The sequence below is a fragment of the Flavobacterium sp. RSB2_4_14 genome (assembly GCF_051547085.1).
Lineage (GTDB): Bacteria > Bacteroidota > Bacteroidia > Flavobacteriales > Flavobacteriaceae > Flavobacterium.
In genome coordinates, this window is the sequence record NZ_JBPTTL010000006.1 from 69,428 (window position 1) to 95,166 (window position 25,739).

A 25,739-nucleotide genomic window follows, 5' to 3' on the forward strand; every position below is an offset into this window, starting at 1 on the left:
TTTACGCTTATTTTAAAATCACATCAACATCAGCATTCATTCCTGAACGAAGCAGTTGTATTTTTTCTTTATCATTATTTTCAGTGAAATTAATTCGAACAGGAAGCCTTTGTACTGTCTTTACAAAGTTTCCACTAGCATTATCTGGCGGTAAAAGAGAAAATTTTGAACCTGTTGCTGGAGAAAACGAAACTATTTCACCTTCAAATTCAACACCGGGAAAAGCATCAATTTTAAGTTTCACTTTTTGACCTGCACGCATTTTATCGAGTTGGGTTTCTTTAAAATTTGCCACAACCCAAGTTTCTTGATTGTTGATTATATAAAACATAGATTGTCCCGCTTGAACCAATTGTCCTGGTTGCATATCAACAGTTGAAACTTGCCCATCGATAGAAGCGGTAACAACGGTGTAGCCTAAATTTAAATTGGCAGCATCAAGCATGGCTTGAGCACGTTTGATATTAGCTGCAGCAACTAGTACTTGTTTGTTGCTAACATTGGTTTTTGCTGACGCTACATTTTTTTGATAGGAAGAAGCTTTTTGTTGTTCTTGTAGTATTTTCAACTGGCTTTCTGCTTCTTGTTTAGCAGCTTCGGCTTGTTCATATTGTTGTTTGGTTATCGAACGGTTTTTATAAAGGTTACTGTATCGTTCAAAATCGTTTGAAGCTCTTCTCAGTCTGATTTTTGCTGATTCAATTGTTCCATAAGCAGATTGAATATTAGCATCAGTTACAGAAACAGTAGCTTCAGCAGTTCCAATGTCAGCTTTGGCCACTTCAAAATTGTTTTCAGCTACCGCTAATGCTGCTTTGGCTTCGGATACTTTTACGAGATAGTCGCTGTTGTCTATTACAAAAAGGGTATCTCCTTTTTTTACGAATTGGTTATCCTTTACCAATACTTTGGTTATATAACCTGAAACTCTTGGTATAATTGGATTCATTTTTTTGGCTACTTGAGCATCATCAGTAGTTTCATGCGACAAAGAGTGAATGTATTTATATCCACCATAAGTCACACCTAATGTGAGTAATACTATGAATATTAATGTGAATTTTCTATTGGTTTTTGTAGCTGCCATAATGGTATCGTTTAGTTTTGAGTGATGTTAAATGAGTTTATTAATTTTCCAGAAGCAAATTGTAATTCATAATATTTTTGTGCAATGTCTGCTTTGGAAAGAGCTTGATTTATTTTGGATTGCAGTTGGTCATAATCGGCTTCTAGTAAATCATTAGTAGTAGAAAGGTTATTATCGTATTTGTCTTTTACAATTCTATAATTTTCAGTGGCTTGAATAACGGCTTTGTCATAAACAGTACTTTGTTTAAGAGAAAGGTTATAGTTTTCTTGTGCTTGAAAAACTTCTTCTTTGATTTGGTCAGATTTAAATTCAACGGCCAATTGGGTTTCTTTTGCTCTGCTTTGTGCTAGTTTGACTTGTTTGTTATTTTTGAAAATACTAGCTAAATCGTAGTTAAAACCAACTCCAAAACTCATGGCATTTGTAACTGCCAATACATTTCCTAAATCAAAGGCAATATAACCTCCAGTTACTGAAAGTGAAGGATAATAATTTCCTTTGGCTATTTTAATACCCGTTTCCGCAGCTGCTTTTTGAAACTCTAATGACTTTAAATCATTTCTTTCGCCAGTGCTGTTGTTTTGATTGTTTGCCATTTCTTTTTTAATGGCATCAATGTCTATTGCAATTTCAGTGTTCTCTGGTAATTTCAATAAAGTTATTAGCTTGTAATTGGCAACAGCTATATTTTTTATGGCATTATCTAGTGCTAATTGAACGTTAGATTCTTGCAACTGCGCTTTCAATAAATCGTTTCGTGCCAGCAATCCATTTTCTTCCATAGCTGTAAAATCTTTTACTCGTTGCTGAGCTACTTTTAGATTATCTTCAATCAAAGCAGTCATTTGTTGGGTTTTGTAAAGAGTTGCAAACAATTCGACAACTTCTAATCCAATTTCTTCATTAGCGTGTTTTAGAGAGTACGTTTCCGATTGATACTTACTTTCAGATGCCTTGATGTTGTTCTTTATCTTAAAACCATTAAAAACAGGCATATTTACATTCAATTGTCCAAGAAGTAGTTGGTCAATTTTGAGAGGTCTAGAATTTTCGCCTAAATTTCCCAGATTAGAGGTAACATTGGCATTAGATAATTTTAAATATTGAGCCGATACATTGGCACTTGGATATTGAATATTTTTGGTGTTATCCAATTCAAATTTAGATGTTTCAACTTTGGTTTTTGCCAATGACGATGCTGTACTATTTTTAACTGCTATTTCTATGGCTTCTTTCAACGTCAATAGTTTTTTTTCTTGAGCAACGTTTTTGGTTACTGAAACCAATAAAATGAAAATAACCAGTTGTATTTTAGTTTTCATAAACAAGAAGGGCTTTTATGGTTTTTTGAATATGTTGTGTAAGTTCGGTCAAAATGTAATTTTCATAATCAGCCTCGTTTTTTAATTCCAACAATTCCTGATAATATTTTTTGTTCATGTGGATGTGAATTAAACTTCCAATGATTAACGGTGGTATTAAAACCACATTAATATTGGACTTAAATATTCCTTGTGCTTGACCTTCTTTAACAATGTTTTCCAAAAGTTTTAGATTGTTGTTTTTTACAGTTGTAAAGGCGTCCAAGTTGATTTCTCTTTTTTTACTTGAAAGTTCAAAATGTAGTATTTGATAAATACAGCGATTTGTATTTATCTGTTGAATGTAATACGTAATTAATCTTTCAATTTTTTCAATAGGAGAGATGTTCTCTTGATTGAGTGTTTCGAGTTGTAAACTCATACCCGAAATTCGATACAAAACTAATGCCTCTAAAAGTTTTTCTTTAGAACCAAAGTAATAGGAAATCATCGCAATGTTGATATTGGCCACTTTTGCTATATCTCGAATAGAGGTTCCATCAAAACCAACTTCTGCAAATAGCTTTTCGGCTACTTGTAAAATTTCAATTTGCTTATCGTTAAACTCAGTCATTTTTAATGCGTAATTAAAACTGAGTGCAAAGTTAAACGTTTGTTTAAATTAAACATTTGTTTAAATCAAAATTAACGATTAATTAACATAAATAATCATCATAGATAATATCTATATTGATTATTTAAATATTTATTTTCCAATTATATAATAAAAATTACCTAAAGTATATTTTTGATAAAATTATCAATAGCGTGAATTCCGTTTTTTGAAATAAATTGAATAAAACTACTGCCAATTATAGCTCCTTTTTGGTGTTTTGTTGCCTGTTGAAAGGTGGTTTTATTGCTTATTCCGAAACCTACAATTTGAGGATTTTTCAAATTCATCATCGCTATTCTTTCAAAATAATTCATTTGATTTTCGTCAAAACTATCTTTGCTTCCCGTTACACTTGCTGTACTCACCATGTAAATAAACGAATTGGAATTTTCATCAATCAATCGAATTCTTTCTTCTGATGTTTGCGGTGTAATTAAGAAAATCATAGCAATACCATAATGTTCAAAGCGTTCTTTGTATTCGGATAGGTAAAATTCGAGCGGTAAATCTGGGATGATCAAACCGTCAATCCCGGTTTCTTGACATTTTTTCAAAAAATCCTCTACGCCAAATTGCAAAATAGGATTAAAATACCCCATAATAATTAATGGTATAGTTACCGTTTTACGGATATCTTTCAATTGTTCAAAAAGCAATTCCGATGTCATTCCGTTGTGTAATGCAGTTGTAGAACTCGCTTGAATGACTGGTCCATCTGCTAATGGATCGCTAAATGGTAATCCAATTTCAATCATATCAACGTTATTTTTAGCTAAATTTTTAATTAAACTTTTAGTATCGTTTAAACTAGGGAAACCTGCTGAAAAATAAATAGATAGAATTTTATTATTAGTAGATAGTGTATGTTGAATTCGGTTCATTTTTATAAATTGAAATAATTAATATAAGTATTCAAATCTTTATCGCCTCGACCTGATAAATTGACTACAATTACATCATCTGGCTTGAACTTTTTATGATGAAAAACAGCAAAGGCATGTGCGGTTTCAATAGCTGGAATAATTCCTTCGGTTTTGGCTAAATCTATTCCGGCTTGCATCGCATCTTCATCAGTAATCGCAATGAATTCAGCTCTTTTGGTTTGATATAAATTGGCATGAATTGGACCAACTCCTGGATAGTCTAATCCAGCTGATATGGAATATGGTTCTGTTATCTGACCATCAGCAGTTTGCATCAATAGTGTTTTGCTACCATGAATCACACCTACTTTCCCTAAAACAGAAGTCGCCGCACTTTTGCCGCTATCAATTCCTTTTCCTGCGGCTTCTACAGCTATTAATTTTACATTTTCGTCATCCAAAAAATGATAAAAAGCACCAGCGGCATTGCTTCCGCCGCCAACACAAGCGATGACATAATCAGGAGTTGAACGGTTTTCTTTTTCTAGTAATTGGCTTTTAATTTCCTCTGAAATTACACTTTGAAATCGCGCCACCATATCAGGATGAGGATGAGGTCCAATTACTGAACCAATGATGTAAAACGTATCAATAGGATTACTTATCCAGTCGCGAATGGCTTCGTTTGTGGCATCTTTCAAAGTTTTAGAACCCGAAGTGGCTGGACGAACTTCTGCGCCAAGCATTTTCATTCGGGCAACATTTGGCGCTTGGCGCTCAATATCAACTTCGCCCATATAAATAATGCATTGTAAACCCATGAGCGCGCAAACGGTTGCCGTTGCTACACCGTGTTGACCTGCGCCAGTTTCGGCAATAATTCTAGTTTTTCCTAATCGTTTGGCAATCAGTATTTGACCGATCGTGTTATTGATTTTATGCGCGCCAGTATGGCATAAATCTTCACGTTTGAGGTATATTTTGGTATTGAATTGCTTAGATAGTCGTTTGGCAAAATAAAGTGGCGTTGGTCTCCCGACATATTCCTTCAACAACGAATGAAATTCTTCCTGAAAGCTTGGTTCAGCCATTATTTTTAAATAGTTTACACGTAATTCTTCCACATTGGGATAGAGCATTTCGGGTATAAATGCTCCGCCAAAATCTCCATAAAATCCTTTTTCGTTAACGTTGTATTTTGAGTTCATAGCTATTATTTTAAATTTTGAATAAATTTTGTAAGCGTTGCTGCGTTTTTCATTCCAGGTTCTATTTCGAATTTACTGTTGAGGTCGATGGCAAAACAATTTTTCGCATAATCTTTTATTAGAAATTCTTTCAAAGCTGTTGTGTTTTCTAGACTAATACCACCACTTAAAAAATAGGGTTTTTCCAAATGATACTTAGCTAAAATCGACCAATCAAAAGTTACTCCGTTGCCACCGTAATTGTTGCCTTTTGTGTCAAATAAAAAATAAGAACAGGAATTATTATAATTACTTAAATTGTTATAATTAAATTGATTATCTACTGAAAATGCTTTTATCACTTTAACTAAATTTGTTTCTATTTCAGCACATAATTCGGGTGTTTCTTCTCCATGTAATTGAACTAAATCAAGATTATATTGCTTAACTTTTTCTTCAATTTTTTCATAGGTAGCATTTACAAAAACGCCTACTTTTTGGATTGATGTATCTAGAATTGGAATGCTGTTTTCAAAATTCCGAGGTGATTTTCCATAAAATATAAACCCTAAATAGTCAGGTTGTAAAGCAGCAACTTCACCAATATTTTCTGGAAATTTCATCCCACATATCTTTATTTTCATTGTCACTATGCTTGTAATTGATTAATGAATTGTGCTAAACTTTTCCCAGGATTATCAGTTTTCATAAAGTTTTCACCAATTAGAAATCCTTTAAAACCATAATTTTTTAAAAGTTGAATATCCTCTATTTGGCTTATTCCACTTTCAGATATCTTCACAAAATCATGTGGAATATGAGTAATTAAGTCAATACTATTCTGTAAATCCAATTCGAAAGTTTTTAAGTTTCTATTGTTTACTCCAATGATGTCAAGGCTTGGCATGATACTTTTTTCTAGTTCTTCGAGGTTATGAACTTCTAAAAGCACCTCCAACGCTAGTGATTGCGCCATTTCAGAAAGTTGTTTTATTTCAATACGAGTTAAAACGGCAGCGATTAACAAAATAGCATCAGCTCCATTGGATTTGGCTTCTAATAGTTGGTATTCGTCAATAATAAATTCTTTTCGAAGCAATGGCGTTTTGACAGCTGCTTTAGCCAAAATCAAATCTTCCAAAGAACCTCCAAAATACTGATTGTCAGTTAAAATTGAAATACCACTTGCACCAGCAGTTTCATAACCAACAACAACTTCTTCTACGGATAATCTATTATTTATGGTAGCTTTTGAAGGCGATCGTCGCTTGTGTTCTGCAATAATTCCGAATGGTGAATTTAATATCGATTTACTCAAGGAAATGGTTTTGGAATTAAACAAGTCACTATTTTCCAATTGTTGGATCGAAACAACTGCTTTTTTCAGAGCAATTTCTCTTTTTTTACTGGCAATTATTTGATCTAAAATAGTCATGATGTTTGGCTGATATTTTGAAGTTTTTGTAATTTTTCTAATGCTTTCCCCGATTGTAAACTTTCTTTGGCTTTAACAAATGCATCTAAAATAGAAGTATTTTCCACCGTTGCAATAGCCAAAGCGGCATTGGCACAGACTACATTTTGCTGTGCTTCAGTTCCATTTCCAGAGATGATATCCATAAAAATTTTCGCCGATTTTTCGATGGTTTCTCCACCTTTGATGTCTTCGAATTGTAATTTTGAAAGTTTAAAATCATTTGGATTAATGATACTTTCAGTATTTCGGCTAATCATTTTAGCATCACCTGTTAATGAAATCTCATCATAGCCATCTAGCGCATGTAAAATGGAATAGTTCACTTCGGTATTTTGGTACAAATAGGCATACATTCGGGCTAATTCTAAGCTAAAAACCCCAACCAATTGGTTCTTTGGAAACGAAGGATTAACCATTGGTCCAAGCATATTGAAGAACGTTTTAACGCCTAATTCTTTTCGGATTGGTCCCACATTTTTCATCGCCGGATGAAATAGCGGTGCATGAAGAATGGCAATATTGGCTTCTTCGATACATTTAGTCAAAAAACTACTTTCATTACTGAATTTCACACCCAGACTTTCCATCACATTACTAGAACCAGAAATGGAAGAGACACCATAATTTCCATGTTTAGCCACTTGAATTCCAGTACCAGCAACTACAAATGATGCTAGTGTTGATATGTTAAACGTATCTTTGCCATCGCCACCAGTGCCGCATAAATCAATCGTGTTGTATGCTGAAAAATCAATGGGAATGCAAAGTTCCAATAAAGCCTCTCTAAAACCCGAAAGTTCTTCTATAGTAATGTTACGCATCATATAAACCGTTAGGAAAGATGCTATCTGACTGGGATTGTATTGACTTGAGGAAATATTGACCAAAACTTCTTTGGCTTCCGCTTTCGACAAGCTTTCGTGATTAATCAACCTATTTAAAATTATTTTCATCTCGTGAATTATTTATTAATGCAACTGAATACTGCAAACTGCGACTGAATATTGGCCACTAACTATTTACCCAATTTTCTAAAATTTGTTTTCCAAAAGGTGTTAAAACACTTTCGGGATGAAATTGTACTCCTTTCACATCTAGCGTTTTGTGACGCAAAGACATGATTTGTCCACTTTCATCAACTGATGTGATTTCTAGTGTTTCAGGAAAACCTTCGTGATTTACTACCCATGAATGATAACGACCAACTTCAAATGCAGCAGGAAGATTATCAAATAACACTTCGTCAGTCACCGATTTAGTTACTTTGGTGGCAACACCATGAAAAACTTTGTCTAAGTTGGTGAGCGTTCCTCCAAATACTTCTCCAATGGCTTGTTGTCCTAAACAAACGCCAAGAATACTTTTGGTTTCAGCATATTTTTTAATAACTGCTTTAAGCAAACCTGCTTCATCTGGAATTCCTGGTCCAGGAGAAAGCAGAATTTTATCAAATTTTGCTAATTCTTCTAGTTCAAATTCATCGTTTCTGTAAACCGTCACTTCTGCATTCAAATCTTCTAAATAATGAACTAAGTTGTACGTGAAACTGTCGTAATTGTCAATGACTGCTATCTTTTTCATAGTTTTAAATTTTTTCTGCTAATTCTAAAGCTTTATTTAATGCTCCTAATTTATTGTAAACTTCTTGCATTTCGTTTTCTTCGGTTGAACTTTCAACAATTCCGGCACCAGCTTGATAATGCAACTGATGATTTTTAGACAAAAAACTTCTGATGATAATGGCGTGATTAAAATTGCCATCAAAATCCATGAAGCCAATAGCGCCTCCATAAAAAGTTCTATTTCTATTCTCGATATTTTCTATCAATTGCATCGCTTTGTGTTTTGGTGCACCACTTAATGTTCCTGCTGGAAAAGTATTAGCAACCAAATTCATCGAACTACCTTTTAGATTTCCAGTCACTTTTGAAACCAAATGAATGACATGTGAAAAGAATTGGACTTCCTTGTACTTTTCGACTTTTACTTGAGTGCAATTTCGGCTTAAATCATTTCGGGCTAAATCGACCAACATCACATGTTCGCTATTTTCTTTGTCATCTTCAGCTAGTTTTTTGGCTAAAATAGCATCCTGTTCATCGTTTCCTGTTCGTTTAAAAGTTCCAGCAATGGGATGAATTTCGGCGTGACTATTTGAAATTACGAGTTGAGCTTCGGGAGATGATCCAAATATTTTGAAATTTCCATAATCAAAAAAGAACAAATAGGGCGAAGGATTGATACTTCTCAAAGCACGATACACATTGAATTCGTCGCCTTTAAATGCTTGAGAAAATCGTCGAGATAAGACTAATTGGAAGACATCACCACGATGACAATGTTTTTTGGCTAGCGTCACATTGTTTTTAAATTCTTCATCGGTTAAATTGGAAATAGCACTTCCTTCTTTGGTAAAACCATAACTCGCAAAGGTTTTGGTTTGTAATAATTGTTCAATTTCTACAATGTTATTCGTATTGTTAATGCTGTGGCAAAAAATATACGCTTCATTTTTGAAATGATTGATGGCAATTATATTTTGGTAAACGGCATAATACAATTCGGGAATGGCTAAATCATTTTCTTTTTTGCTGATGTCAATTTTTTCAAAATACTGCACAGCATCATAACTCATATAGCCGAACAATCCGTTGTTGATGAATTTAAAGTTGTTTTTTTCGGGTTTGAACTGTGAAGCAAAACTTTCTAAAACATTCGGAATGTTGGTATTGGAGTTTATAGCTATGTTTTCAGTGTTTCCGTCGGGATATGTTTTGTAAATTGTTCTATTTTCAATTTTAATACTCGCTATTGGATTGCAACAGATATAGGAGAAACTGTTATCAGCTGTGTGATAGTCACTGCTTTCTAGCAAAATACTATTTGGAAATTTGTCTCTTATTTTCAAATAAATACTAACTGGCGTAATAGTGTCAGCCAGAATTTGTTTGAAGTGTGTATGGAATTGATATGTTTTCATGATTTATTTTTTAGTTGATATGTTGAAAAATTCAGCATAAAAAAAAGGCTTGTCGTGATTGACAAGCCTTTTGATATTTAGATTTAAAATATACTTATAGCAGTTCAGTTCACGACGTTTGACGTAAAATGTTCCACCACCAAGTATTGTTTAATATATTGTTCATCTTTTTTTTATGAATTACAAATGTAGCTAAGTGTTTTTTAATTTCAAACAAAAAATAAAAAAAACCTTGAAAATAAATTCAAGGTTTCTCTTCTCATAACAATTATTCCCTATTTATTAAAACTGTAGGGCAACAGTCAATTCGAATTCATCATAGATGGCTTTGTCTCCGATGCCTTCAAAGAAACTTTTTGAACCATATTTAATGTCATATTTAGTTCTGTCCACTTTGAAGGTAGTTGTTGCAGTGTTACCTTTAACAGTCATATCAAAAGTTACTGGTTTTGTAATTCCTTTGATGGTTAAATCAGCAGTAACAGTGTATAATTCTTTTGATTTTGTTGCAATAGTTTTAAATTCCAATTTTGCAGTATCAAATTTTTCAGTTCCAAAAAAATCGTCCGCTTTCAAGTGACCTTCCAATTTTTCTTTTCCTTCTCCAGCTTTCAAATCTGTAACAGTTATAGAAGCCATGTTTACGGTGAAAATTCCACCAGCTAATTTGTTTTTTTGGAAAATAATTACACCGTCTTTGAAATTGATTGTTCCTGTATGTTTTCCAGTTACTTTTTCTCCAACCCAGTTGATGTTACTTTTTTCAAGATTGATTTTTTTGTTTTGTGCAGTAGCTACTGTTGTTCCAAATGCTACTAATAATGCAATTGCAATTGTCTTAAAGTTTTTCATTTTTAAAATTGTTTTATGTTAATAGATTAAATATTGATAAAAAGTTCTTCGTTTGATTTTCTTACTTTGGCATAATGCTGTGTAGCATCATCTTCATGACGATATCCAATAGTAGCTAGTACAGAGGCATTTAAACCTAGTGCTGCAAGTCCAAGTATTTCATTTACTTTTTCTGGTTCAAAACCTTCAATAGGTGTAACGTCAATTTTCAATTCGGCTGCGGCATTCAATAAATTACCCAAAGCCAAATAAGTTTGTTTAGAAGTCCAAGTATTTCTAACATCTTCTGGAAGTGATGAAATTTTTGATTTCATAAAATCACCATATCCTTTCAAAGAATCCAAAGGAATTCCTCTTGTTGCTGCAGTATCTGCTAAACTAGCATCAATTTCAGCATCACCAATATTAGTGATATTTGCAAAAACAATCAATTGTGAGGCATCAACAATTTGTGATTGACCCCAAGCCACAGGTTGTATTTTTGCTCTTACTTCAGGATTTTCGATTATTAAAACTTTGTAAGGTTGTAATCCATAAGAAGAAGCACTTAGTTTAATCGCTTCTTTTAACGAGTTTAAATCTTCTGTTGATACTTTTTTAGTCGCATCAAATTTTTTCGTGGCATAACGCCAATTGGCATTTTTAATAAAATTTGTCATAATGTATTATTCTTATTTAATTGTTCGGTATTTTTCTAATAATAGGTTTAAACTCTCGAGCTCTTCTTGGTTTAAGTTGTTGGCAAAAAAATGTTCATGTTCGTCAACTTTTGGATCTAATTCCGATAAAACGTCAAGTCCTTTTTGAGTAATTAATACTTCAATTTTTCTGCGATTATCGGGGCATACTTCTCTGGTTACAAAATCTTTTAGTAATAGTTTATCAATCAATCGGGTAGTGTTACTATTTTTAGCAAGCATTCTTTCTTGAATGATACACATGTTGGCAGGAGAACCTTTTTGTCCACGTAAAATTCGTAACACATTATATTGTTCACCAGACAAATCATAAGGTTTCAAAATCTCATTGAATTTATCATTGATTACATTTTGTGCATACATAATGTTAAGAATGACTTTTTTGCTATCCTTTAGTGTAACATTTGATTTTATGACTTCTTCAATTTTCATATTTACTATTACAATATTTGTAGGTACAAATGTAAATACTTTTTTATTTGTATATACAAATGTTTAGTTATTTTTTTGTTAATTTTTTTAATAGCGATTATTTGAAGTGTAAAGGGTCGAATTTAAATTACTAAAAACGTTATATTTGTTAATCAAAAATTATTTGAATATGAATTTATCACAACAAGATTGGAAATCAAAATTAGACAGAGATACTAATGCAGTAATATTAGATGTTAGAACTCCCGATGAATGTAGTGATGGTATAATTCCTGGCGCTATAAACATTGACATTTATAAAGGACAAGGATTTATTTATGCCGTGGATGAATTGGATAAAACCAAAAATTATTACGTCTATTGCAAAGCGGGTGGAAGAAGTGCTCAAGCGTGCCAAATTATGAACCAACTAGGTTTTGAAAACACTTTTAATCTCGAAGGTGGATTTATGCAATGGAAAGGCGATGTTGCTTTTTCCATAGAAGAATAATTTTCATAATGAATATTCCAACTTCCAAAAATCCGAGAATTGTAATTATCGGTGGTGGTTTTGCAGGTATTGCCTTAGCGAAAAAACTCAAAAATAAAAATGTTCAAGTAGTTTTACTTGACAAGCACAACTACCATACATTTCAACCCTTGTTATATCAAGTGGCAACAGGTGGTTTGGAAGCAGGATCGATTGCTTATCCCATTCGAAAAATAGTTCAAGAATACAAGGATTTTTATTTTAGACTAACGTCGGTTAAAGAAATTGACACCGTAAATCAAAAAATAATTTCCGAAATAGGCGATTTGCATTATGATTACTTGGTCATTGCCACAGGTTCTAAAACCAATTATTTTGGCAACAAAGACATTGAACGTTACTCTATGTCAATGAAAACTATTCCTCAATCGTTGAATATCCGTAGTTTGATTTTGGAGAATTTTGAACAAGCTGTTTTGATTAAAGATGAAGTAGAGCGAAACTTATTAATCAATTTTGTGCTTGTTGGTGCTGGACCAACTGGAGTAGAACTAGCTGGTGCTTTGGCCGAAATGAAAAAAGCCATTCTTCAAAAAGATTATCCAGATTTGGATATTGATAAAATGCAAATCAACCTGATTCAAAGTGGCGATAGAATTTTGAACACTATGAGTGAAAAGTCCTCCGAAGAAGCAGAGAAGTTCCTGTTAAACTTAGGAGTAAAGATTTGGAAAAATATTCGTGTAACCAATTATGATGGACGAACAATTACAACCAACTCTGATTTGACTTTTGAAACAGCAACCGTAATTTGGACTGCTGGTGTTCAAGGGGCAAAAATTGCCGGGTTGGATGCTAAATCGCTGGTTGAGAGAGTTGAACGTATTCGAGTAAATCAATTCAATCAAGTTGTGGGTTATGACAACATTTTCGCCATTGGCGATATCGCTTCCATGGAAACCGAATTATTGCCACAAGGTCATCCTATGATGGCACAACCGGCAATGCAACAAGGAAAATTGCTGGGAGAAAATCTAGTTAAATTGTTGAAAAAGCAACCCATGAAACCTTTTGAGTACAATGACAAAGGTGCCATGGCGACTATTGGTAGAAACTTGGCCGTGGTCGATTTACCTCATTATCATTTTAGTGGCGTTTTTGCTTGGTTTGTTTGGATGTTTGTGCATTTATTTTCGTTAATAGGATTTAAAAACAAAGCTGTAGTTTTCCTCAATTGGGTGTATAATTACATTTGGTTTGATAGAGAAGGCAGATTGATTATACGTCCATTCAAAAAGAAAAGTTTTGTTACGTTTACTAGTGATGAGGTATAGCTTATGAAGAAAATAATCCTTTTAACATTATTATCAATTATTTTGTTTTCCTGCAAATCCACCCAACTTGATTCTAAAAAATCACCAACTTTACTGGATATATCAAATGAAGTTGATGATAACGCTTTTGTCAATTTAAAAAACTATAGCAGTGATTTTGTATATGATATGAAATATGCCACAGATGATAATTTTCTTAAAGAAAAAGTCTATCCATGTGCAGAATGTTTCCTTCGAGTTAAAACTGTAAAGTCGTTACTAGAAGCCAATAAAATGTTTTTGGAAAAAGGATACAAAATCAAACTCTACGATTGCTACCGACCGAAAGCTATTCAGAAAAAAATGTGGCAAATTGTTCCCAATGCTAATTTTGTTGCCAATCCTAAGAAAGGTTCCATTCACAATCGTGGTGGAGCAGTTGATATTTCGTTGGTTGATTCGCTTGGAGTAGAATTAAATATGGGTACCCAATTTGATTTTTTTGGTGAAGAAGCCAGTCACAATTATCAAACACTTCCAGAAGAGATTTTAGTAAATAGAAAATTTCTAAAAGAGATTATGTTACAAAACAACTTCAAATCCTTCGATTCAGAATGGTGGCATTATAATTTAAGCGGAAGTAATACTGATAAAGTTGAAAATTTAAAATGGCGCTGCGAAAATTAATTTTCGATACATTTTAAATAATTGATGAAGTAATTCTCAGGTTCATATTTTTTCTTATCCATTTCGGAAACGAACTCTGTTTTAAAAGGATAATCTATTGTTTCTCCAGCAAATTTTATTCTCATAAACGTTATAGGAGAGACTTTTAAATCTTCATAATTTTCTTTAGCAAAAGCGAAAGTTCCAGCTAAAATTCTATTATTTCCATTTTTATCGTCGCGAATGAATGTACCACAACTGTCACTTCCCGCATATAATAAAGTAACTATTTTACCATTTCTTAATTGCAAATAAATTCTAGAGCTGGCATCAAAACAAATGGCTTTGATGAATTCACCACTGCGTTGTAAAATTTGAGTTTCAATACCAAAAACACCATTGTTATTTGATAGAGCGAAGAAAATATTGGTTGAATTTCCGGCAAAGCTTCTTTCAAAAATTATGTGTTGTTTGGTCGATTTATACGTTCCTAAACTGTCAGTTACATTAGTGTCAATTTCGCAAGGTTTTTGGGAAAAAACACTAAAGTTAGTGAATAGAAATAAAGCTAAAACGATATTTTTCATTAGTTATTTTAATTTGTCACAAAGTAAAACTATTTTATTATTATTTACATCGGTTGTAAAAAAACAATATAAATTTCCACCAGCTGCAATTTTCCATTTTTTTCGAATATTTTCTACAGTATCTGGGAAATTTCGTGTGGTGATGTTGGCTTTTTTATTCTCCATAAATTGTTTCATATCTGTCTTGTTATAACCAATACAATTTTGAATTTCAAAAATTCTACCAGGAAAATCTTGTAATGTATCCGAAGTATATAAGTGTGAATGCTGCTGCAATTTGTCTATTTTAAATTGCATTGCAATTTCATCAAAACCTCCCGATTTCATTATAGCAGCGTTGGGTTCATAAATATATTTTTTGGGTAAACTATAATTCACCAAACACTCAGTATCATGGTCAAAACTGAATTCTTCAGTTTTATTTTTTAAAATATTTGAAGCTGTAATTCTTATTGGTTGTGAATAGTTTTTTTCTAAAACCCAAAGCAGTTCTTTAACTTCATTTTCAACAGCAACTATATGAATGGTTTTTACATTTTTCAGTTCCAATAATCCGGCAGTGATATCTAGAATTGGAGCTGTTTTAATCATAATATTGGAAGCGTATTCAAAGTAAAAATCCAAATATTCAGGAACATTTGGCAAGCAATCTTTGAGCATGAAAACTTTTCCTTTTGCTTCGTTTCTTCGGGATGGATCAATATAAATCCAATCCAATTTTTGATTTAAATTTTGTAACATTTGATAACTATCACCAGCAAGGCATTGTATGTTTTTTGCCATTAATTGCTCAAAATTATGAGCTACAATTTGGGAAAGTTCCTCATTAATTTCGCAGTGAATAACCTCTTTGAGTTTCTTTGAAAAATAATAATCGTCAATGCCAAAACCACCAGTTAAATCAATTAAACTTTCGCCCGAAACCAATTTGGATTTGTACTCGGCAGTTTTTTCTGAAGAGGTTTGTTCAATAGAAATCTTAGCCGGATAAATGATATTTTTAGCATCAAACCAAGTAGGCAATTTAGATTTTGCTTTTTGTTTGGCGTTGATTTGATTAAGAATGTCTATCCAATTTACATTTGGAAATGGATTTTTTTGCAAAGCCAAATCGGCAACATTTGTTTTTAAGTTGTAATCAATAAAATCTTGAATATCTTTTTGTAACAAAGGGTTGATTTGCATTGTTTGTTTTTTGATATACAAGTATAAAAAAAACTCGTCTAGTTTTTCATAACTAGACGAGTTTTTTTCAAAAAACATAAAATATTATTATGGTTGTGCGAAAGAAAATCTTGGTCCACCAGAGAGAAAAATGGCATCTATTCTTGCCTTTTGACCAGCGCTAAACATATACATTCCTCTATCATCAGTATAATCCATATAGTTCATTGTCATTTCTACCGGAGTTCCAGCACAAGTACTTAAATGTGGATAGGTTGGCACACCATAGTTTGCAGCATTGTGTGAAGGAGTATCTGCAACTAAATCACTACCACAAGTTGTATCTCCCCAAATGTGACGTAAGTTTAACCAGTGACCTACTTCATGAGTAGCTGTTCTTCCTAAGTTATAAGGATAACTTGAACCAGAATTACTGGTTACACCAACATATTTAGAATCACAAACTACACCATCAGTAGCTGATGTACCTCCAGGAAACTGAGCATAACCTAAAATTCCACCACCAATAGTACAAACCCAAAAGTTTAATTTTGTAGTTGGAGAAGTTGGGTTTATACCACCTTGTTTTGTTTTTTTCATAGCATCTCTTGTTCCCCAAGAAGTTTTTGTAGTTGCTTTTCTGATAACTTGATCAAGTACAAAAGATATACCTACATTTGCTTTAACTCCTGAAAATAAAGAAGGAACTAAATTGTAATCAGCATTGGTAGCATTGAAATCAGCATTTAACACATCGATTTGAGATTGAATTTGAGCGTCTGAAATATTTTCTGCAGCTGTTCTATATAGAACATTCACCACAACAGGGATTTCAATTTTTCCATTAACTAGTCGTTGTTGATTGAGCATTGCATTCTCGGTGAATGCTTCAATCTGGTTCATTTTAATTGCAAGACTAGGATTTTCTTTTAATTGACGTTCTAATACTTCTTGTGAAGCACATGCTCTTTTAGAAAGTCTAGCAGAGTTGTTCTCAACGGTATCGTCATTTTGACATGAAAATAAAAGCACTAAAGAGGCTAAGGATAAACAGATTTTTTTCATTATAATTGGTTGATTAGTTAAATAATTATACAATTTTAAGAAAAAAATTGGAGATAATTTAAAAAAATCTAATTTATATTTAAAAAAAATATGAACTACTTCAATGAAAAGATTGTTAATTAAAAATCCTCTATTGTGTATTCAATTACAACTAAATATTTTTTGTAAGTAACTCGATAAATCTATTTTTTGGAAAAAATTCCTTTCCAAATACCTTTAAAATAGTATAAAAAGGGACTGCTATAATCATTCCTGTAATTCCAAATAGGAAACCTGCAATTAAGATGACCAGAAAAATTTCTAATGGATGAGAATTGACACTTTTAGAGAAAATAAGCGGTGATGAAATGTTATTGTCAATTAATTGAACTACCCAAAAACCTATCATTACATAAATAGTTACTGGTAAAATTTCGGTTTGAAAATTTCCACCAAGGTGACATAACATCGTCAAAATGGCCGCAATAACTGATGCTATTAACGGACCAATATATGGTATAATGTTTAATACAGCACATAAAAAGGCAATGACTAATGCATTTTCAACACCAAAAATTAGTAACACACATAAATATAGAATAAAGACAATGAATAGTTGCAATAACAATCCTATGAAGTAACGCGACAATAAATGATTAATTTTATGAAGGGAATTTAGTATTCTTTCTTGATGCGCATCTGGAATTAAATACTTTCCATTTTCAATAAAAATTCTACGTTCTTTTAGAAAGAAAAACGTAATAAACATTACCGATGCTAAGCCAACACCAAAATTGCTTATAGTTCCTATTAAAGAATTGAAAAAGTTGGTTAGAAAGCTAAAATTTAATTCAGTTGGAACACCTGCATCACTCATTAGTTTTGAGGAATCGATATTGTGACTTTCTAAAAAAGATGCAATTTGATCTTTCAATAAAATTATATCTTTTTCAATTTCTGCTGTGTTCAAAAGAGATAAATTTTTTCCTTGATCCAAGATGAGAGGTACAAACAACATTATTATACCTGTAATTAGGGAAAGAAAAATAAATATAGTAGTTATTGTGGCAAGAGTATGGTTGAATTTTAATCGGTTTTTAAAAAAATCTAATATAGGATTTCCAATCAGCGTTAAAACTAGTGAAACAACCAAATAGATTATAACAGATTGGATGAGGTATAAAAAATAGAGTCCTAAAGCTGATAAAACTATAATAGCAATTGCTTTCAATATCCCGTTTGTAATAACTCTTGAAGTAATCATATTTTTAATTTTTAAAAATGTAATTTAAAATATTTACACCCATTTTCAATGCCTTTTCACGAACATCTTTGGGGTCATTGTGCACTTCTTGATCTTCCCAACCATCGCCCAAATCGCACTCAAAAGTGTAGAGTAAAACCAATCTGTTCTCGATAAAAATTCCGAACGCTTGTGGTCGTTTGTTATCGTGTTCGTGGATTTTTGGTAAACCATTCGCAAAAACATTTGGTTTCTGAAAAATGGGATGATTAGCAGGAATTTCTACCAAATCATTATTTGGGAAAATTCTTTTGATTTCTCTTCTAATATATTGATCCATTCCATAATTATCATCGGCATGAAGAAATCCTCCAGACAACAAATAGTTTCTCAAATTCACAATCTCTGCATCGCTAAAAACCACGTTACCATGACCTGTCATGTGCACATACGGATAACCAAAAATATCTGGACTTCCAGGTTCAACAGTCGCAGGTTTTGGTTTTATATTGGTGTTTATGGTTTGATTAGCGTATTTAATCAAATTAGGCAACGAAGTTGGATTCGCATACCAATCGCCACCGCCGCTATATTTTAAAAGCGCTATTTCTTGGGAAAAACAGAAAGAAGAAATCAGTAAAAAAAGAAAAAATATTTTTTTCATAAATCAAAAATCGTTTATCAATTTTCATTATTAAAAACCACACTATGACATGCTACTATCGCAGCAGTTTCAGTTCGTAAGCGCGTATTGCCCAAAGATACAGGAATATAGTTGTTCTCAATAGCTAATTGAATTTCTTTAACAGAAAAATCACCTTCTGGACCAATTAAAATGGTCACATCTTCATTGGTCTTCAATTCATTTTTCAATGATTTTTTATCGGTTTCTTCACAATGTGCAATGAATTTTTGACTGTTGAATTCTTGCTTTATAAAATCTTTAAAGGCAATGGGTTCATTTAATTTTGGTAAATAATAATGCAACGATTGCTTCATGGCAGTTTCCAATATTTTCTGAAATCGATCTGTTTTAATCACTTTTCTTTCGGAATGTTCGCAGATGATTGGGGTGATTTCTTGTATGCCAATTTCGGTAGCTTTTTCGAGAAACCATTCGTAACGTTCATTCATTTTAGTTGGAGCAACAACGAGATGCAAATGGAATTTAGGCTTTTCTTGTTTTTCAAATGAAGCTATTTTTACTGTACATTTTGTATCAGAAGCAATGGCTATTTCTGTCACAAATAAATACCCCAAACCATTGGTTACATGCAAAATATCGCCTTCTTTTTTTCGCAAAACTTTGATAATATGTTTGCTTTCTTCTTTGTCAAAAACAAAGGAAGTTTCGGTTTCGGCTATGGATGGATTGTAGAATAGTTGCATTTTTATGGAACGTCGTAAGAGTAAATTAGTGTATGTAATTTATCATTTTCATCAAAATTCATTTCGATGTTAAAACCTAAATCATCAAGAACAAAAGGTTTCAAATAGCCGTTAATGTAATTTTTGTCGTTATCTAACATTTTAAAATTCCATTTTAACACATTATATTTTTTAAAATTTGGTTGACCAAACACTTCTTCTGCATATTTTTTTGAAATTCCCAAACTAATTTTTTTGTTAGTTTCAATTTTATCAATCTTTATAGCATTTAAACTATCACTTATATTAACTCCTTCAGTATTTAAAAGGTCAATTAAATTTTTATCTTCCAATTTCCTGTTTGTTAGAATAATATTTGTAACTGAATAATCAGTGTAAGGAATGAAATAGAGTTTATTAGTATTGTTTAGAAACCATTTTGAGTTTTTACCATATTCGTATTGATTAAAATCAGTTTCCTTTAATTGAATAAAATCTGGAAATATTTCTCTCAGCTCAACCTTTTTATCAACGATTTGATTTTTTGTAATACCGGTTTTATTTACCTGTTTTTTATTACAAGCACAAAAAATAGGAAAAGCCAATAAAAATATAATTATTTTTTTCATTATTTAAAACTCAATTCTCGCTTTAGAAAAAATTGATTGATCCACAAATTTATCGTCTAAAAATTTATGATATCCCACAATACCTATCATCGCAGCATTATCGGTAGTATATTCAAATTTTGGAATAAAGGTTTTCCAGCCATATTTGTTTTGGGCATCGAGCAAGGTTTGTCTAATTCCAGAGTTTGCCGAAACACCACCGCCAATAGCAATTTGTGTTATGCCAGTTTGAGCCACAGCCATTTTCAATTTATCCATCAGTATCTCAATGATGATATTTTGAACTGAAGCACAAATATCATTTTTATTTTCTTCTATAAAATTGGGATTTTCCAATACATTTTTCTGAATGAAATATAAAATCTGTGTTTTCAGTCCAGAAAAGCTAAAGTCCAAATTGGGAACTTTTGGTTTGGTGAAAGTATATTTTTTAGGATTTCCTTCCTTGGCAAATTGATCAATTAATGGACCACCAGGATAAGGAAAACCCAGTATTTTTGCGGTTTTGTCAAATGCTTCACCCACAGCATCATCTGTAGTTTCGCCCAAGATTTCCATGTCAAAAAAACTGCTGACTTTCACAATTTGTGTATGCCCGCCAGAAATGGTCAAAGCCAAAAACGGAAATGCTGGTTTTTCAAAACCTTCTTCGTCAATAAAATGAGCCAAAATGTGTGCGTGCATGTGATGAACCGCAATCAACGGAATATTCAACGCCATCGATAATGATTTTGCAAAAGACGAACCTACCAGAAGTGAACCCATCAAACCTGGACCTTGCGTAAAGGCAATAGCCGAAAGTTGATTTTTGGGGATGTTTGCTTTTTTTAAGGCAACATCAATAACAGGAACAATATTTTGTTGATGCGCTCTTGAGGCCAACTCAGGCACAACGCCACCATATTCTTCATGAATATTTTGCCTCGCTACCACATTAGAAAGTACCTTGTTATTACACAAAACAGCTGCGGCAGTATCGTCACAGGAACTTTCAATGGCTAGAATAAAAACGTCGTCTGGATGCATAAAGGCACAATATTTGAATTATATTTGACAATCCAATGAAAAATCAAATGTAACTATTTTTCACAAAGGTAATTTTCTTTCCTAAGTCAGAATAATAATTGGAAAAAATAAAAGTAAATAGTAGGTTTAAAAAATTTAGAATAATTCTATTTCGCACCATTGTTGTGTTGCTTTTGCTTTTGTTATTGCTGAGTATTTCACTTTCGTTACCCTATGTTCAAACTAAGATTGCTCATTATGCCACCGAAAAAATCAATAAAGATTTTGGAACGAACATAAATATAGACGAAGTTGCTATAACTTTTTTTGGTGGCGTTAAGTTGAAAAAAGTATTAATCTTAGACCATCATAAAGATACTTTGATTTATGCTCAAAGGATAAAAACAACTATTTTAGGCTTTAAAAATTTAGTAAACGGAAAATTAAAGTTTGGTGATTTACGATTAGACAATTTCACCCTAAATATTGTCAATTATAAGAAAGAGAAAGAAACAAACTTAGATGTTTTTATTGCTGCTTTTGATGATGGAAAACCTGGTTCGGGCAAATTTTTATTACAATCTACCAACGTTTACATCAAGGATTCTCATTTTACTTTAATGGATTATAACAGAGAAAACCCAAAAGATGTTGATTTCTCTCAGCTAAATGCTCATTTGAAAACATTTCAAATCAAAGGGGCAAATGTTACTACAAACATAAAAAAAATGTCTTTCAAAGACCACAGAGGTTTGATTGTTAAAAACTTAGCTTCTGATTTTACTTATACCAAGAAAAAAATAGCACTTGAAAACCTAAACTTAGAAACAGAAGAATCTCATATCAAAGGGAAAGTTGTTTTAAAATACGATAGGGATAAAAAAGACTTTAGCAATTTTAATAACAAAGTGATTTTTGATATTATTATGGATAATTCCGTAATTGCTACTAATGATATCAGGTATTTTTATGACGAAATGGGGAAAGACAAAGTATTCAATTTACAATCCACCATCAAAGGAACGCTGAATGATTTTTACTTAACCAATTTGTTTTTAAAGGACAATAATAATTCTATTATTAAAGGCGATGTCAACTTTAAAAACTTATTTCCACGAAGTCCTGGAACTTTTTTCATGAAAGGTGAATTTGATAAAATAACATCAAATTATAACGATTTAACTAAATTATTGCCCAATATTCTAGGTAAAAAACTGCCTTCTTCATTACAAAAATTTGGACAATTTACTTTTGTTGGAAAAACAGAATTGACACAAAAATACATCAATGCTGATTTTGTAATGAACACTGCATTAGGTATCATAGAGTCGGATATTGCAATGTCTGACATCGATAATATTGATAATGCGAAGTACAAAGGAAATGTTATTCTTGATGATTTCAATGTAGGTTCATTGCTCAATAGAAAGGATGTGGGCAAGGTTTCATTAAATCTTGATATTGATGGGAAAGGTTTTACTCAAAAATTATTGAATACCACATTTATAGGTGACATTGATAAACTAACTTACAACGGATATACCTATACCAAAATTATAGTTGATGGTAGCTTTAAAGAACCAATTTTTAAAGGAAAAGTAAATAGTAATGACCCCAATTTATTGATGGATTTTGATGGATTAGTCGATTTAAGTAAGAAAGCAACGAGGATAGATTTCCATGCCAAAATTGATTATGCAAATCTTCAAAAACTAAATTTCATTAAAGATTCTATCTCCATTTTTAAAGGAGATTTAATAATTCAGACGAATGGAAATTCTATGGATAATTTAGTTGGTGATGTGATATTAACCTCGGCATCGTATCAAAATAAAAAAGACACCTATTTTATAGAATATCTCAATATTAATTCTGTTTTTGATGAAAATAGAGAACGAACTATAAAAATAGCCTCTGATGATGCCATTGAAGGAAATGTGGTTGGTAAATTTCAATTCAAACAGTTGTTGGCAATGGTAGAGAATTCTTTGGGAAGTTTGTATACCAATTATAAACCAAACAAGGTTGGAAGTGGTCAATATTTAAAGTTCAATTTTGAAATTTTTAGTAAAGTTATCGAAATATTTTATCCTGATATTTCAATTGCAACAAATACCATTTTGAAAGGAAATATTAGCTCGGATACAAAGGATTTTAAATTAAATTTTAGTTCTCCTCAAATTAAATATTCCGATAATATATTGGATAACATCATTGTAAAAGTAGATAATCGAAATCCTTTGTATAATTCCTATTTTCAGTTAGATTCTATCAAAACAAAACATTATAAAGTTAGAGATTTTAGTTTGATTAACACTATTTCAAATGATACTTTAATTTTCAGAACTGAATTTAAGGGCGGAAAACAAGGATTGGATTTTTACAACTTAAACTTGTATCATACCATCAACAAAGACAATCAAAATGTGGTAGGTTTTAAAAAATCGGAATTGCAGTTCAAAGACCATCTTTGGTATCTCAATGAAAAAGAAGAAACAGATAATAATCGGATTGTATTTGATAAAAAAATAAAAAACTTTTCATTTGAAAATATAATCTTTTCACATGAAAATCAAAATATCAATTTTTCGGGTTTTATTAAAGATAAGCAATCAAAGGATTTACAACTTACGTTTGAAAATGTAGATTTGAATAAAGTGACTCCCGATGTAGAGAAATTCAAGTTTGAAGGCAATCTAAATGGGAAAATAAATTTTAAACAAAACAGTACTGTTTTTCAACCCACATCTTCACTTACTATCGGTAATTTGCATGTTAATGACATAGAATTTGGAGATTTGAATTTAGATATTTCTGGAGACGAGACACTCAGTAAATTCTACGTTAATTCAAGTTTAGAAAATAATAATGTAGAATCTTTTAATACTAAAGGAACTATTGAAATTGTGAACAATCAAACGTTATTGGATGTTGATATGAGTTTCAATAATTTCAATTTAGGGATTTTGGGCGAAATTGGAGGTGATGTTTTGTCAAATATTAGAGGTTTTGCCTCTGGAAATGCTAGAATAGATGGTGATGTAGAAAAACTTGACTACAACGGAAGATTATTTGTAAATAAAGCTGGTTTAACTATTCCTTATTTGAATACCGATTATCTTTTTGAGGACAAAACTGTTGTTGATATCACAGAAAATAAGTTTATTATTAGAGAAACCTCAATTTCTGACACTAAATTTGATACCAAAGGAACTTTAAGTGGTTATATAAAACACAATCAGTTTGCCGACTGGCAGTTGGATTTATCAATAAACACCGATAGACTTTTAGTACTAAATACAGCTGACTCTGAAGGTGCAGCTTTTTATGGAGATGCATTCATGAATGGATCAGCCAATATAAAAGGTCCAACTAGTGGTTTAATGATAACTGTAAATGCGATATCTGCTAAAGGAACCGATATCAAAATCCCAATAAATGATGCAGTTGACAGTGGTCAGAATGATTATCTTCATTTTTTAAGCACCGCTGAAAAATTGAATAAGGGCAAAACTAAATTAGGTGAAAATCGAAATTATGATGGTTTAGAATTGGAATTTAATTTAGAAATTACCAATAACGCCAATGTTGAGGTAATCCTCGACAGAAATACTGGGCATTCCATGAAAGGAAAAGGGAATGGAACATTACTTTTTAGAATAAATACTCTCGGAAAATTTGAAATGTTTGGAGATTTCTCGGCCACCGAAGGATATTATAACTTTAAATATGGAGGATTAATCGATAAAAAGTTTGATGTTAAAAAAGGTGGTTATATTAACTGGACAGGAGATCCATTGGCAGCAACACTTAATCTTTCGGCAGTTTATAAAGTAGTTGGTGGTGCAAATCCTGCGGTATTGCTTGATAACCCATCTTTTAGTAAAAAAGTGGATGTAGATGTGGTTATTGATGTGAGAGGAAGTTTAACAAATCCAGAACCCGATTTTAATATTAATTTCCCAAATGTAGGAAGTACGCTAAAAGCGGAATTGCAATACAAACTTGATGATAAAGACAAACGACAAACCCAAGCATTGTATTTATTATCAACTGGTGGATTTTTGAGTCAAGATGGCGTTAGTCAAAACCAATTATCAAATAATTTATTTGAAAAAGCTAGTAGTGTTTTCAACGATTTATTTGCTGGTCAAGATGATAAACTACAGTTAGGAATAGAATATGTAACTGGTGACAATAATTCAAATCCCGAACTTCAAACTGATGGACGATTTGGAGTATCTCTTTCTTCCAAAATTAATGATAGAATAACCGTAAATGGAAAAGTAGGTGTGCCAGTTGGAGGAATTACAGAAACGGCTATCGTAGGCGATGTTGAAGTACAATATCGAGTAAATGAAGACGGAACTTTAAATTTAAGAGTTTTTAATAAAGAAAATGACATTACTTATATAGGACAAGGTGTTGGTTACACTCAAGGAATTGGGATGAATTACGAAGTTGATTTTGATACTTTTAAAGAATTGGTAAACAAAATTTTTAAGAATGCCAAAATGGATAAAGTGCCTTCAAAAAAAAATAATGATGTACACGATTCTGATATAGAAAATACAGATTTGAATAGTAAAGAAAACAAAGACAAAGACAAGAATAAGGATTTAGAAACCCCATCTTCAAATAAAGAAGCTATACCAGTTGAAGATTAATATAGAATTCCTTTAAAATTAATCATTT

Annotated in this window: 25 protein-coding genes; 4 read left to right on the top strand and 21 right to left on the bottom strand. The window is 32.0% G+C overall.

Features of this window, described 5'->3' with window-relative positions:
* Window positions 1-7: 7 nt before the first annotated feature.
* The 13 genes from ACSVH2_RS11150 to ACSVH2_RS11210 all read right to left on the bottom strand — a co-directional run bounded on the left by ACSVH2_RS11150 (window position 8) and on the right by ACSVH2_RS11210 (window position 11,556).
* Window positions 8-1,087, bottom strand: a complete 1,080-nt coding sequence (locus ACSVH2_RS11150) for an HlyD family secretion protein (RefSeq protein ID WP_438093261.1) — start codon at window positions 1,085-1,087, stop codon at window positions 8-10.
* 11 nt (window positions 1,088-1,098) lie between these two features.
* Window positions 1,099-2,412: a TolC family protein gene (locus ACSVH2_RS11155; RefSeq protein ID WP_438093262.1), complete on the bottom strand. Its 1,314-nt coding sequence runs from the start codon at window positions 2,410-2,412 to the stop codon at window positions 1,099-1,101.
* A complete protein-coding gene (locus ACSVH2_RS11160; RefSeq protein WP_438093263.1) occupies window positions 2,402-3,025 on the bottom strand; it encodes a TetR/AcrR family transcriptional regulator in 624 nt (207 codons plus the stop codon). The genes ACSVH2_RS11155 and ACSVH2_RS11160 overlap by 11 nt, the downstream gene beginning before the upstream one ends.
* A gap of 161 nt (window positions 3,026-3,186) precedes the next feature.
* Entirely contained in the window at window positions 3,187-3,948 is a 762-nt protein-coding gene (gene trpA / locus ACSVH2_RS11165; protein ID WP_438093264.1) for a tryptophan synthase subunit alpha, read from the bottom strand.
* 2 nt (window positions 3,949-3,950) lie between these two features.
* Window positions 3,951-5,138, bottom strand: coding sequence for a tryptophan synthase subunit beta (gene trpB / locus ACSVH2_RS11170; RefSeq protein WP_438093265.1), 1,188 nt, complete (start codon window positions 5,136-5,138; stop codon window positions 3,951-3,953).
* A 5-nt stretch (window positions 5,139-5,143) separates the two neighbouring features.
* Complete coding sequence (locus ACSVH2_RS11175; protein WP_438093266.1) at window positions 5,144-5,761, bottom strand: phosphoribosylanthranilate isomerase; 618 nt, start codon at window positions 5,759-5,761, stop codon at window positions 5,144-5,146.
* A 5-nt stretch (window positions 5,762-5,766) separates the two neighbouring features.
* Window positions 5,767-6,552: an indole-3-glycerol phosphate synthase TrpC gene (trpC, locus tag ACSVH2_RS11180; protein WP_438093267.1), complete on the bottom strand. Its 786-nt coding sequence runs from the start codon at window positions 6,550-6,552 to the stop codon at window positions 5,767-5,769.
* Entirely contained in the window at window positions 6,549-7,547 is a 999-nt protein-coding gene (gene trpD / locus ACSVH2_RS11185; protein WP_438093268.1) for an anthranilate phosphoribosyltransferase, read from the bottom strand. Before trpD ends, trpC begins: the two co-directional genes overlap by 4 nt.
* Window positions 7,548-7,605: 58 nt before the next feature.
* Window positions 7,606-8,175, bottom strand: coding sequence for an anthranilate synthase component II (locus ACSVH2_RS11190; protein WP_438093269.1), 570 nt, complete (start codon window positions 8,173-8,175; stop codon window positions 7,606-7,608).
* 4 nt (window positions 8,176-8,179) lie between these two features.
* The gene (locus tag ACSVH2_RS11195) at window positions 8,180-9,574 is read right to left on the bottom strand and encodes an anthranilate synthase component I family protein (protein WP_438093270.1); all 1,395 of its coding nucleotides are present in this window, start codon (window positions 9,572-9,574) and stop codon (window positions 8,180-8,182) included.
* A gap of 282 nt (window positions 9,575-9,856) precedes the next feature.
* Entirely contained in the window at window positions 9,857-10,426 is a 570-nt protein-coding gene (locus tag ACSVH2_RS11200; RefSeq protein WP_438093271.1) for a YceI family protein, read from the bottom strand.
* Between the two features lie 26 nt (window positions 10,427-10,452).
* Window positions 10,453-11,085: an NAD(P)H-dependent oxidoreductase gene (locus ACSVH2_RS11205; protein WP_438093272.1), complete on the bottom strand. Its 633-nt coding sequence runs from the start codon at window positions 11,083-11,085 to the stop codon at window positions 10,453-10,455.
* A 12-nt stretch (window positions 11,086-11,097) separates the two neighbouring features.
* Window positions 11,098-11,556, bottom strand: coding sequence for a MarR family winged helix-turn-helix transcriptional regulator (locus ACSVH2_RS11210; protein WP_438093273.1), 459 nt, complete (start codon window positions 11,554-11,556; stop codon window positions 11,098-11,100).
* Window positions 11,557-11,725: 169 nt separating this feature from the next.
* On the opposite strand from ACSVH2_RS11210, the gene ACSVH2_RS11215 reads away from it, so the two are divergent.
* Genes ACSVH2_RS11215 through ACSVH2_RS11225 form a run of 3 tightly spaced genes read left to right on the top strand, consistent with a single transcriptional unit; the run spans window position 11,726 to window position 14,025 of the window.
* Window positions 11,726-12,046 carry a rhodanese-like domain-containing protein gene (locus ACSVH2_RS11215; protein WP_438093274.1) on the top strand — a complete coding sequence of 107 codons (321 nt, stop codon included), beginning with the start codon at window positions 11,726-11,728 and terminating at the stop codon, window positions 12,044-12,046.
* An 8-nt stretch (window positions 12,047-12,054) separates the two neighbouring features.
* Window positions 12,055-13,359: an NAD(P)/FAD-dependent oxidoreductase gene (locus ACSVH2_RS11220; protein WP_438093275.1), complete on the top strand. Its 1,305-nt coding sequence runs from the start codon at window positions 12,055-12,057 to the stop codon at window positions 13,357-13,359.
* Window positions 13,360-13,362: 3 nt separating this feature from the next.
* Window positions 13,363-14,025, top strand: coding sequence for a M15 family metallopeptidase (locus tag ACSVH2_RS11225; protein ID WP_438093276.1), 663 nt, complete (start codon window positions 13,363-13,365; stop codon window positions 14,023-14,025).
* On the opposite strand, the gene ACSVH2_RS11230 is transcribed toward ACSVH2_RS11225, so the two are convergent.
* The 8 genes from ACSVH2_RS11230 to tsaD form a co-directional block, all read right to left on the bottom strand.
* The gene (locus ACSVH2_RS11230; RefSeq protein ID WP_438093277.1) at window positions 14,022-14,591 is read right to left on the bottom strand and encodes a hypothetical protein; all 570 of its coding nucleotides are present in this window, start codon (window positions 14,589-14,591) and stop codon (window positions 14,022-14,024) included. The two genes, ACSVH2_RS11225 and ACSVH2_RS11230, sit on opposite strands and share 4 nt — an antisense overlap.
* Before the next feature lie 3 nt (window positions 14,592-14,594).
* Window positions 14,595-15,776, bottom strand: a complete 1,182-nt coding sequence (locus ACSVH2_RS11235; RefSeq protein WP_438093278.1) for a THUMP-like domain-containing protein — start codon at window positions 15,774-15,776, stop codon at window positions 14,595-14,597.
* An 87-nt stretch (window positions 15,777-15,863) separates the two neighbouring features.
* Window positions 15,864-16,820, bottom strand: a complete 957-nt coding sequence (locus tag ACSVH2_RS11240) for a zinc metalloprotease (protein ID WP_438093279.1) — start codon at window positions 16,818-16,820, stop codon at window positions 15,864-15,866.
* Between the two features lie 151 nt (window positions 16,821-16,971).
* A complete protein-coding gene (locus ACSVH2_RS11245; protein WP_438093280.1) occupies window positions 16,972-18,063 on the bottom strand; it encodes an AI-2E family transporter in 1,092 nt (363 codons plus the stop codon).
* Window positions 18,064-18,067: 4 nt separating this feature from the next.
* Window positions 18,068-18,706, bottom strand: a complete 639-nt coding sequence (locus ACSVH2_RS11250) for a DUF4159 domain-containing protein (protein WP_438093281.1) — start codon at window positions 18,704-18,706, stop codon at window positions 18,068-18,070.
* Window positions 18,707-18,723: 17 nt separating this feature from the next.
* A complete protein-coding gene (locus ACSVH2_RS11255) occupies window positions 18,724-19,431 on the bottom strand; it encodes a 16S rRNA (uracil(1498)-N(3))-methyltransferase (protein WP_438093282.1) in 708 nt (235 codons plus the stop codon).
* Between the two features lie 2 nt (window positions 19,432-19,433).
* The gene (locus tag ACSVH2_RS11260) at window positions 19,434-20,039 is read right to left on the bottom strand and encodes a hypothetical protein (RefSeq protein WP_438093283.1); all 606 of its coding nucleotides are present in this window, start codon (window positions 20,037-20,039) and stop codon (window positions 19,434-19,436) included.
* Between the two features lie 3 nt (window positions 20,040-20,042).
* Window positions 20,043-21,065, bottom strand: a complete 1,023-nt coding sequence (gene tsaD, locus ACSVH2_RS11265) for a tRNA (adenosine(37)-N6)-threonylcarbamoyltransferase complex transferase subunit TsaD (RefSeq protein WP_438093284.1) — start codon at window positions 21,063-21,065, stop codon at window positions 20,043-20,045.
* Between the two features lie 98 nt (window positions 21,066-21,163).
* Between tsaD and ACSVH2_RS11270 the strand changes: the two genes are divergently transcribed.
* A complete protein-coding gene (locus ACSVH2_RS11270) occupies window positions 21,164-25,711 on the top strand; it encodes a translocation/assembly module TamB domain-containing protein (protein WP_438093285.1) in 4,548 nt (1,515 codons plus the stop codon).
* The last annotated feature ends 28 nt before the right edge of the window (window positions 25,712-25,739 follow it).

What these genes read in the sequence shown, in the direction of transcription:
- ACSVH2_RS11150 (WP_438093261.1), bottom strand. Translation starts at nt 1,087, where the DNA reads ATGGCAGCTACAAAAACCAATAGAAAATTCACATTAATATTCATAGTA.
- ACSVH2_RS11155 (WP_438093262.1), bottom strand. Translation starts at nt 2,412, where the DNA reads ATGAAAACTAAAATACAACTGGTTATTTTCATTTTATTGGTTTCAGTA.
- ACSVH2_RS11160 (WP_438093263.1), bottom strand. Translation starts at nt 3,025, where the DNA reads ATGACTGAGTTTAACGATAAGCAAATTGAAATTTTACAAGTAGCCGAA.
- trpA (WP_438093264.1), bottom strand. Translation starts at nt 3,948, where the DNA reads ATGAACCGAATTCAACATACACTATCTACTAATAATAAAATTCTATCT.
- trpB (WP_438093265.1), bottom strand. Translation starts at nt 5,138, where the DNA reads ATGAACTCAAAATACAACGTTAACGAAAAAGGATTTTATGGAGATTTT.
- ACSVH2_RS11175 (WP_438093266.1), bottom strand. Translation starts at nt 5,761, where the DNA reads ATGAAAATAAAGATATGTGGGATGAAATTTCCAGAAAATATTGGTGAA.
- trpC (WP_438093267.1), bottom strand. Translation starts at nt 6,552, where the DNA reads ATGACTATTTTAGATCAAATAATTGCCAGTAAAAAAAGAGAAATTGCT.
- trpD (WP_438093268.1), bottom strand. Translation starts at nt 7,547, where the DNA reads ATGAAAATAATTTTAAATAGGTTGATTAATCACGAAAGCTTGTCGAAA.
- ACSVH2_RS11190 (WP_438093269.1), bottom strand. Translation starts at nt 8,175, where the DNA reads ATGAAAAAGATAGCAGTCATTGACAATTACGACAGTTTCACGTACAAC.
- ACSVH2_RS11195 (WP_438093270.1), bottom strand. Translation starts at nt 9,574, where the DNA reads ATGAAAACATATCAATTCCATACACACTTCAAACAAATTCTGGCTGAC.
- ACSVH2_RS11200 (WP_438093271.1), bottom strand. Translation starts at nt 10,426, where the DNA reads ATGAAAAACTTTAAGACAATTGCAATTGCATTATTAGTAGCATTTGGA.
- ACSVH2_RS11205 (WP_438093272.1), bottom strand. Translation starts at nt 11,085, where the DNA reads ATGACAAATTTTATTAAAAATGCCAATTGGCGTTATGCCACGAAAAAA.
- ACSVH2_RS11210 (WP_438093273.1), bottom strand. Translation starts at nt 11,556, where the DNA reads ATGAAAATTGAAGAAGTCATAAAATCAAATGTTACACTAAAGGATAGC.
- ACSVH2_RS11215 (WP_438093274.1), top strand. Translation starts at nt 11,726, where the DNA reads ATGAATTTATCACAACAAGATTGGAAATCAAAATTAGACAGAGATACT.
- ACSVH2_RS11220 (WP_438093275.1), top strand. Translation starts at nt 12,055, where the DNA reads ATGAATATTCCAACTTCCAAAAATCCGAGAATTGTAATTATCGGTGGT.
- ACSVH2_RS11225 (WP_438093276.1), top strand. Translation starts at nt 13,363, where the DNA reads ATGAAGAAAATAATCCTTTTAACATTATTATCAATTATTTTGTTTTCC.
- ACSVH2_RS11230 (WP_438093277.1), bottom strand. Translation starts at nt 14,591, where the DNA reads ATGAAAAATATCGTTTTAGCTTTATTTCTATTCACTAACTTTAGTGTT.
- ACSVH2_RS11235 (WP_438093278.1), bottom strand. Translation starts at nt 15,776, where the DNA reads ATGCAAATCAACCCTTTGTTACAAAAAGATATTCAAGATTTTATTGAT.
- ACSVH2_RS11240 (WP_438093279.1), bottom strand. Translation starts at nt 16,820, where the DNA reads ATGAAAAAAATCTGTTTATCCTTAGCCTCTTTAGTGCTTTTATTTTCA.
- ACSVH2_RS11245 (WP_438093280.1), bottom strand. Translation starts at nt 18,063, where the DNA reads ATGATTACTTCAAGAGTTATTACAAACGGGATATTGAAAGCAATTGCT.
- ACSVH2_RS11250 (WP_438093281.1), bottom strand. Translation starts at nt 18,706, where the DNA reads ATGAAAAAAATATTTTTTCTTTTTTTACTGATTTCTTCTTTCTGTTTT.
- ACSVH2_RS11255 (WP_438093282.1), bottom strand. Translation starts at nt 19,431, where the DNA reads ATGCAACTATTCTACAATCCATCCATAGCCGAAACCGAAACTTCCTTT.
- ACSVH2_RS11260 (WP_438093283.1), bottom strand. Translation starts at nt 20,039, where the DNA reads ATGAAAAAAATAATTATATTTTTATTGGCTTTTCCTATTTTTTGTGCT.
- tsaD (WP_438093284.1), bottom strand. Translation starts at nt 21,065, where the DNA reads ATGCATCCAGACGACGTTTTTATTCTAGCCATTGAAAGTTCCTGTGAC.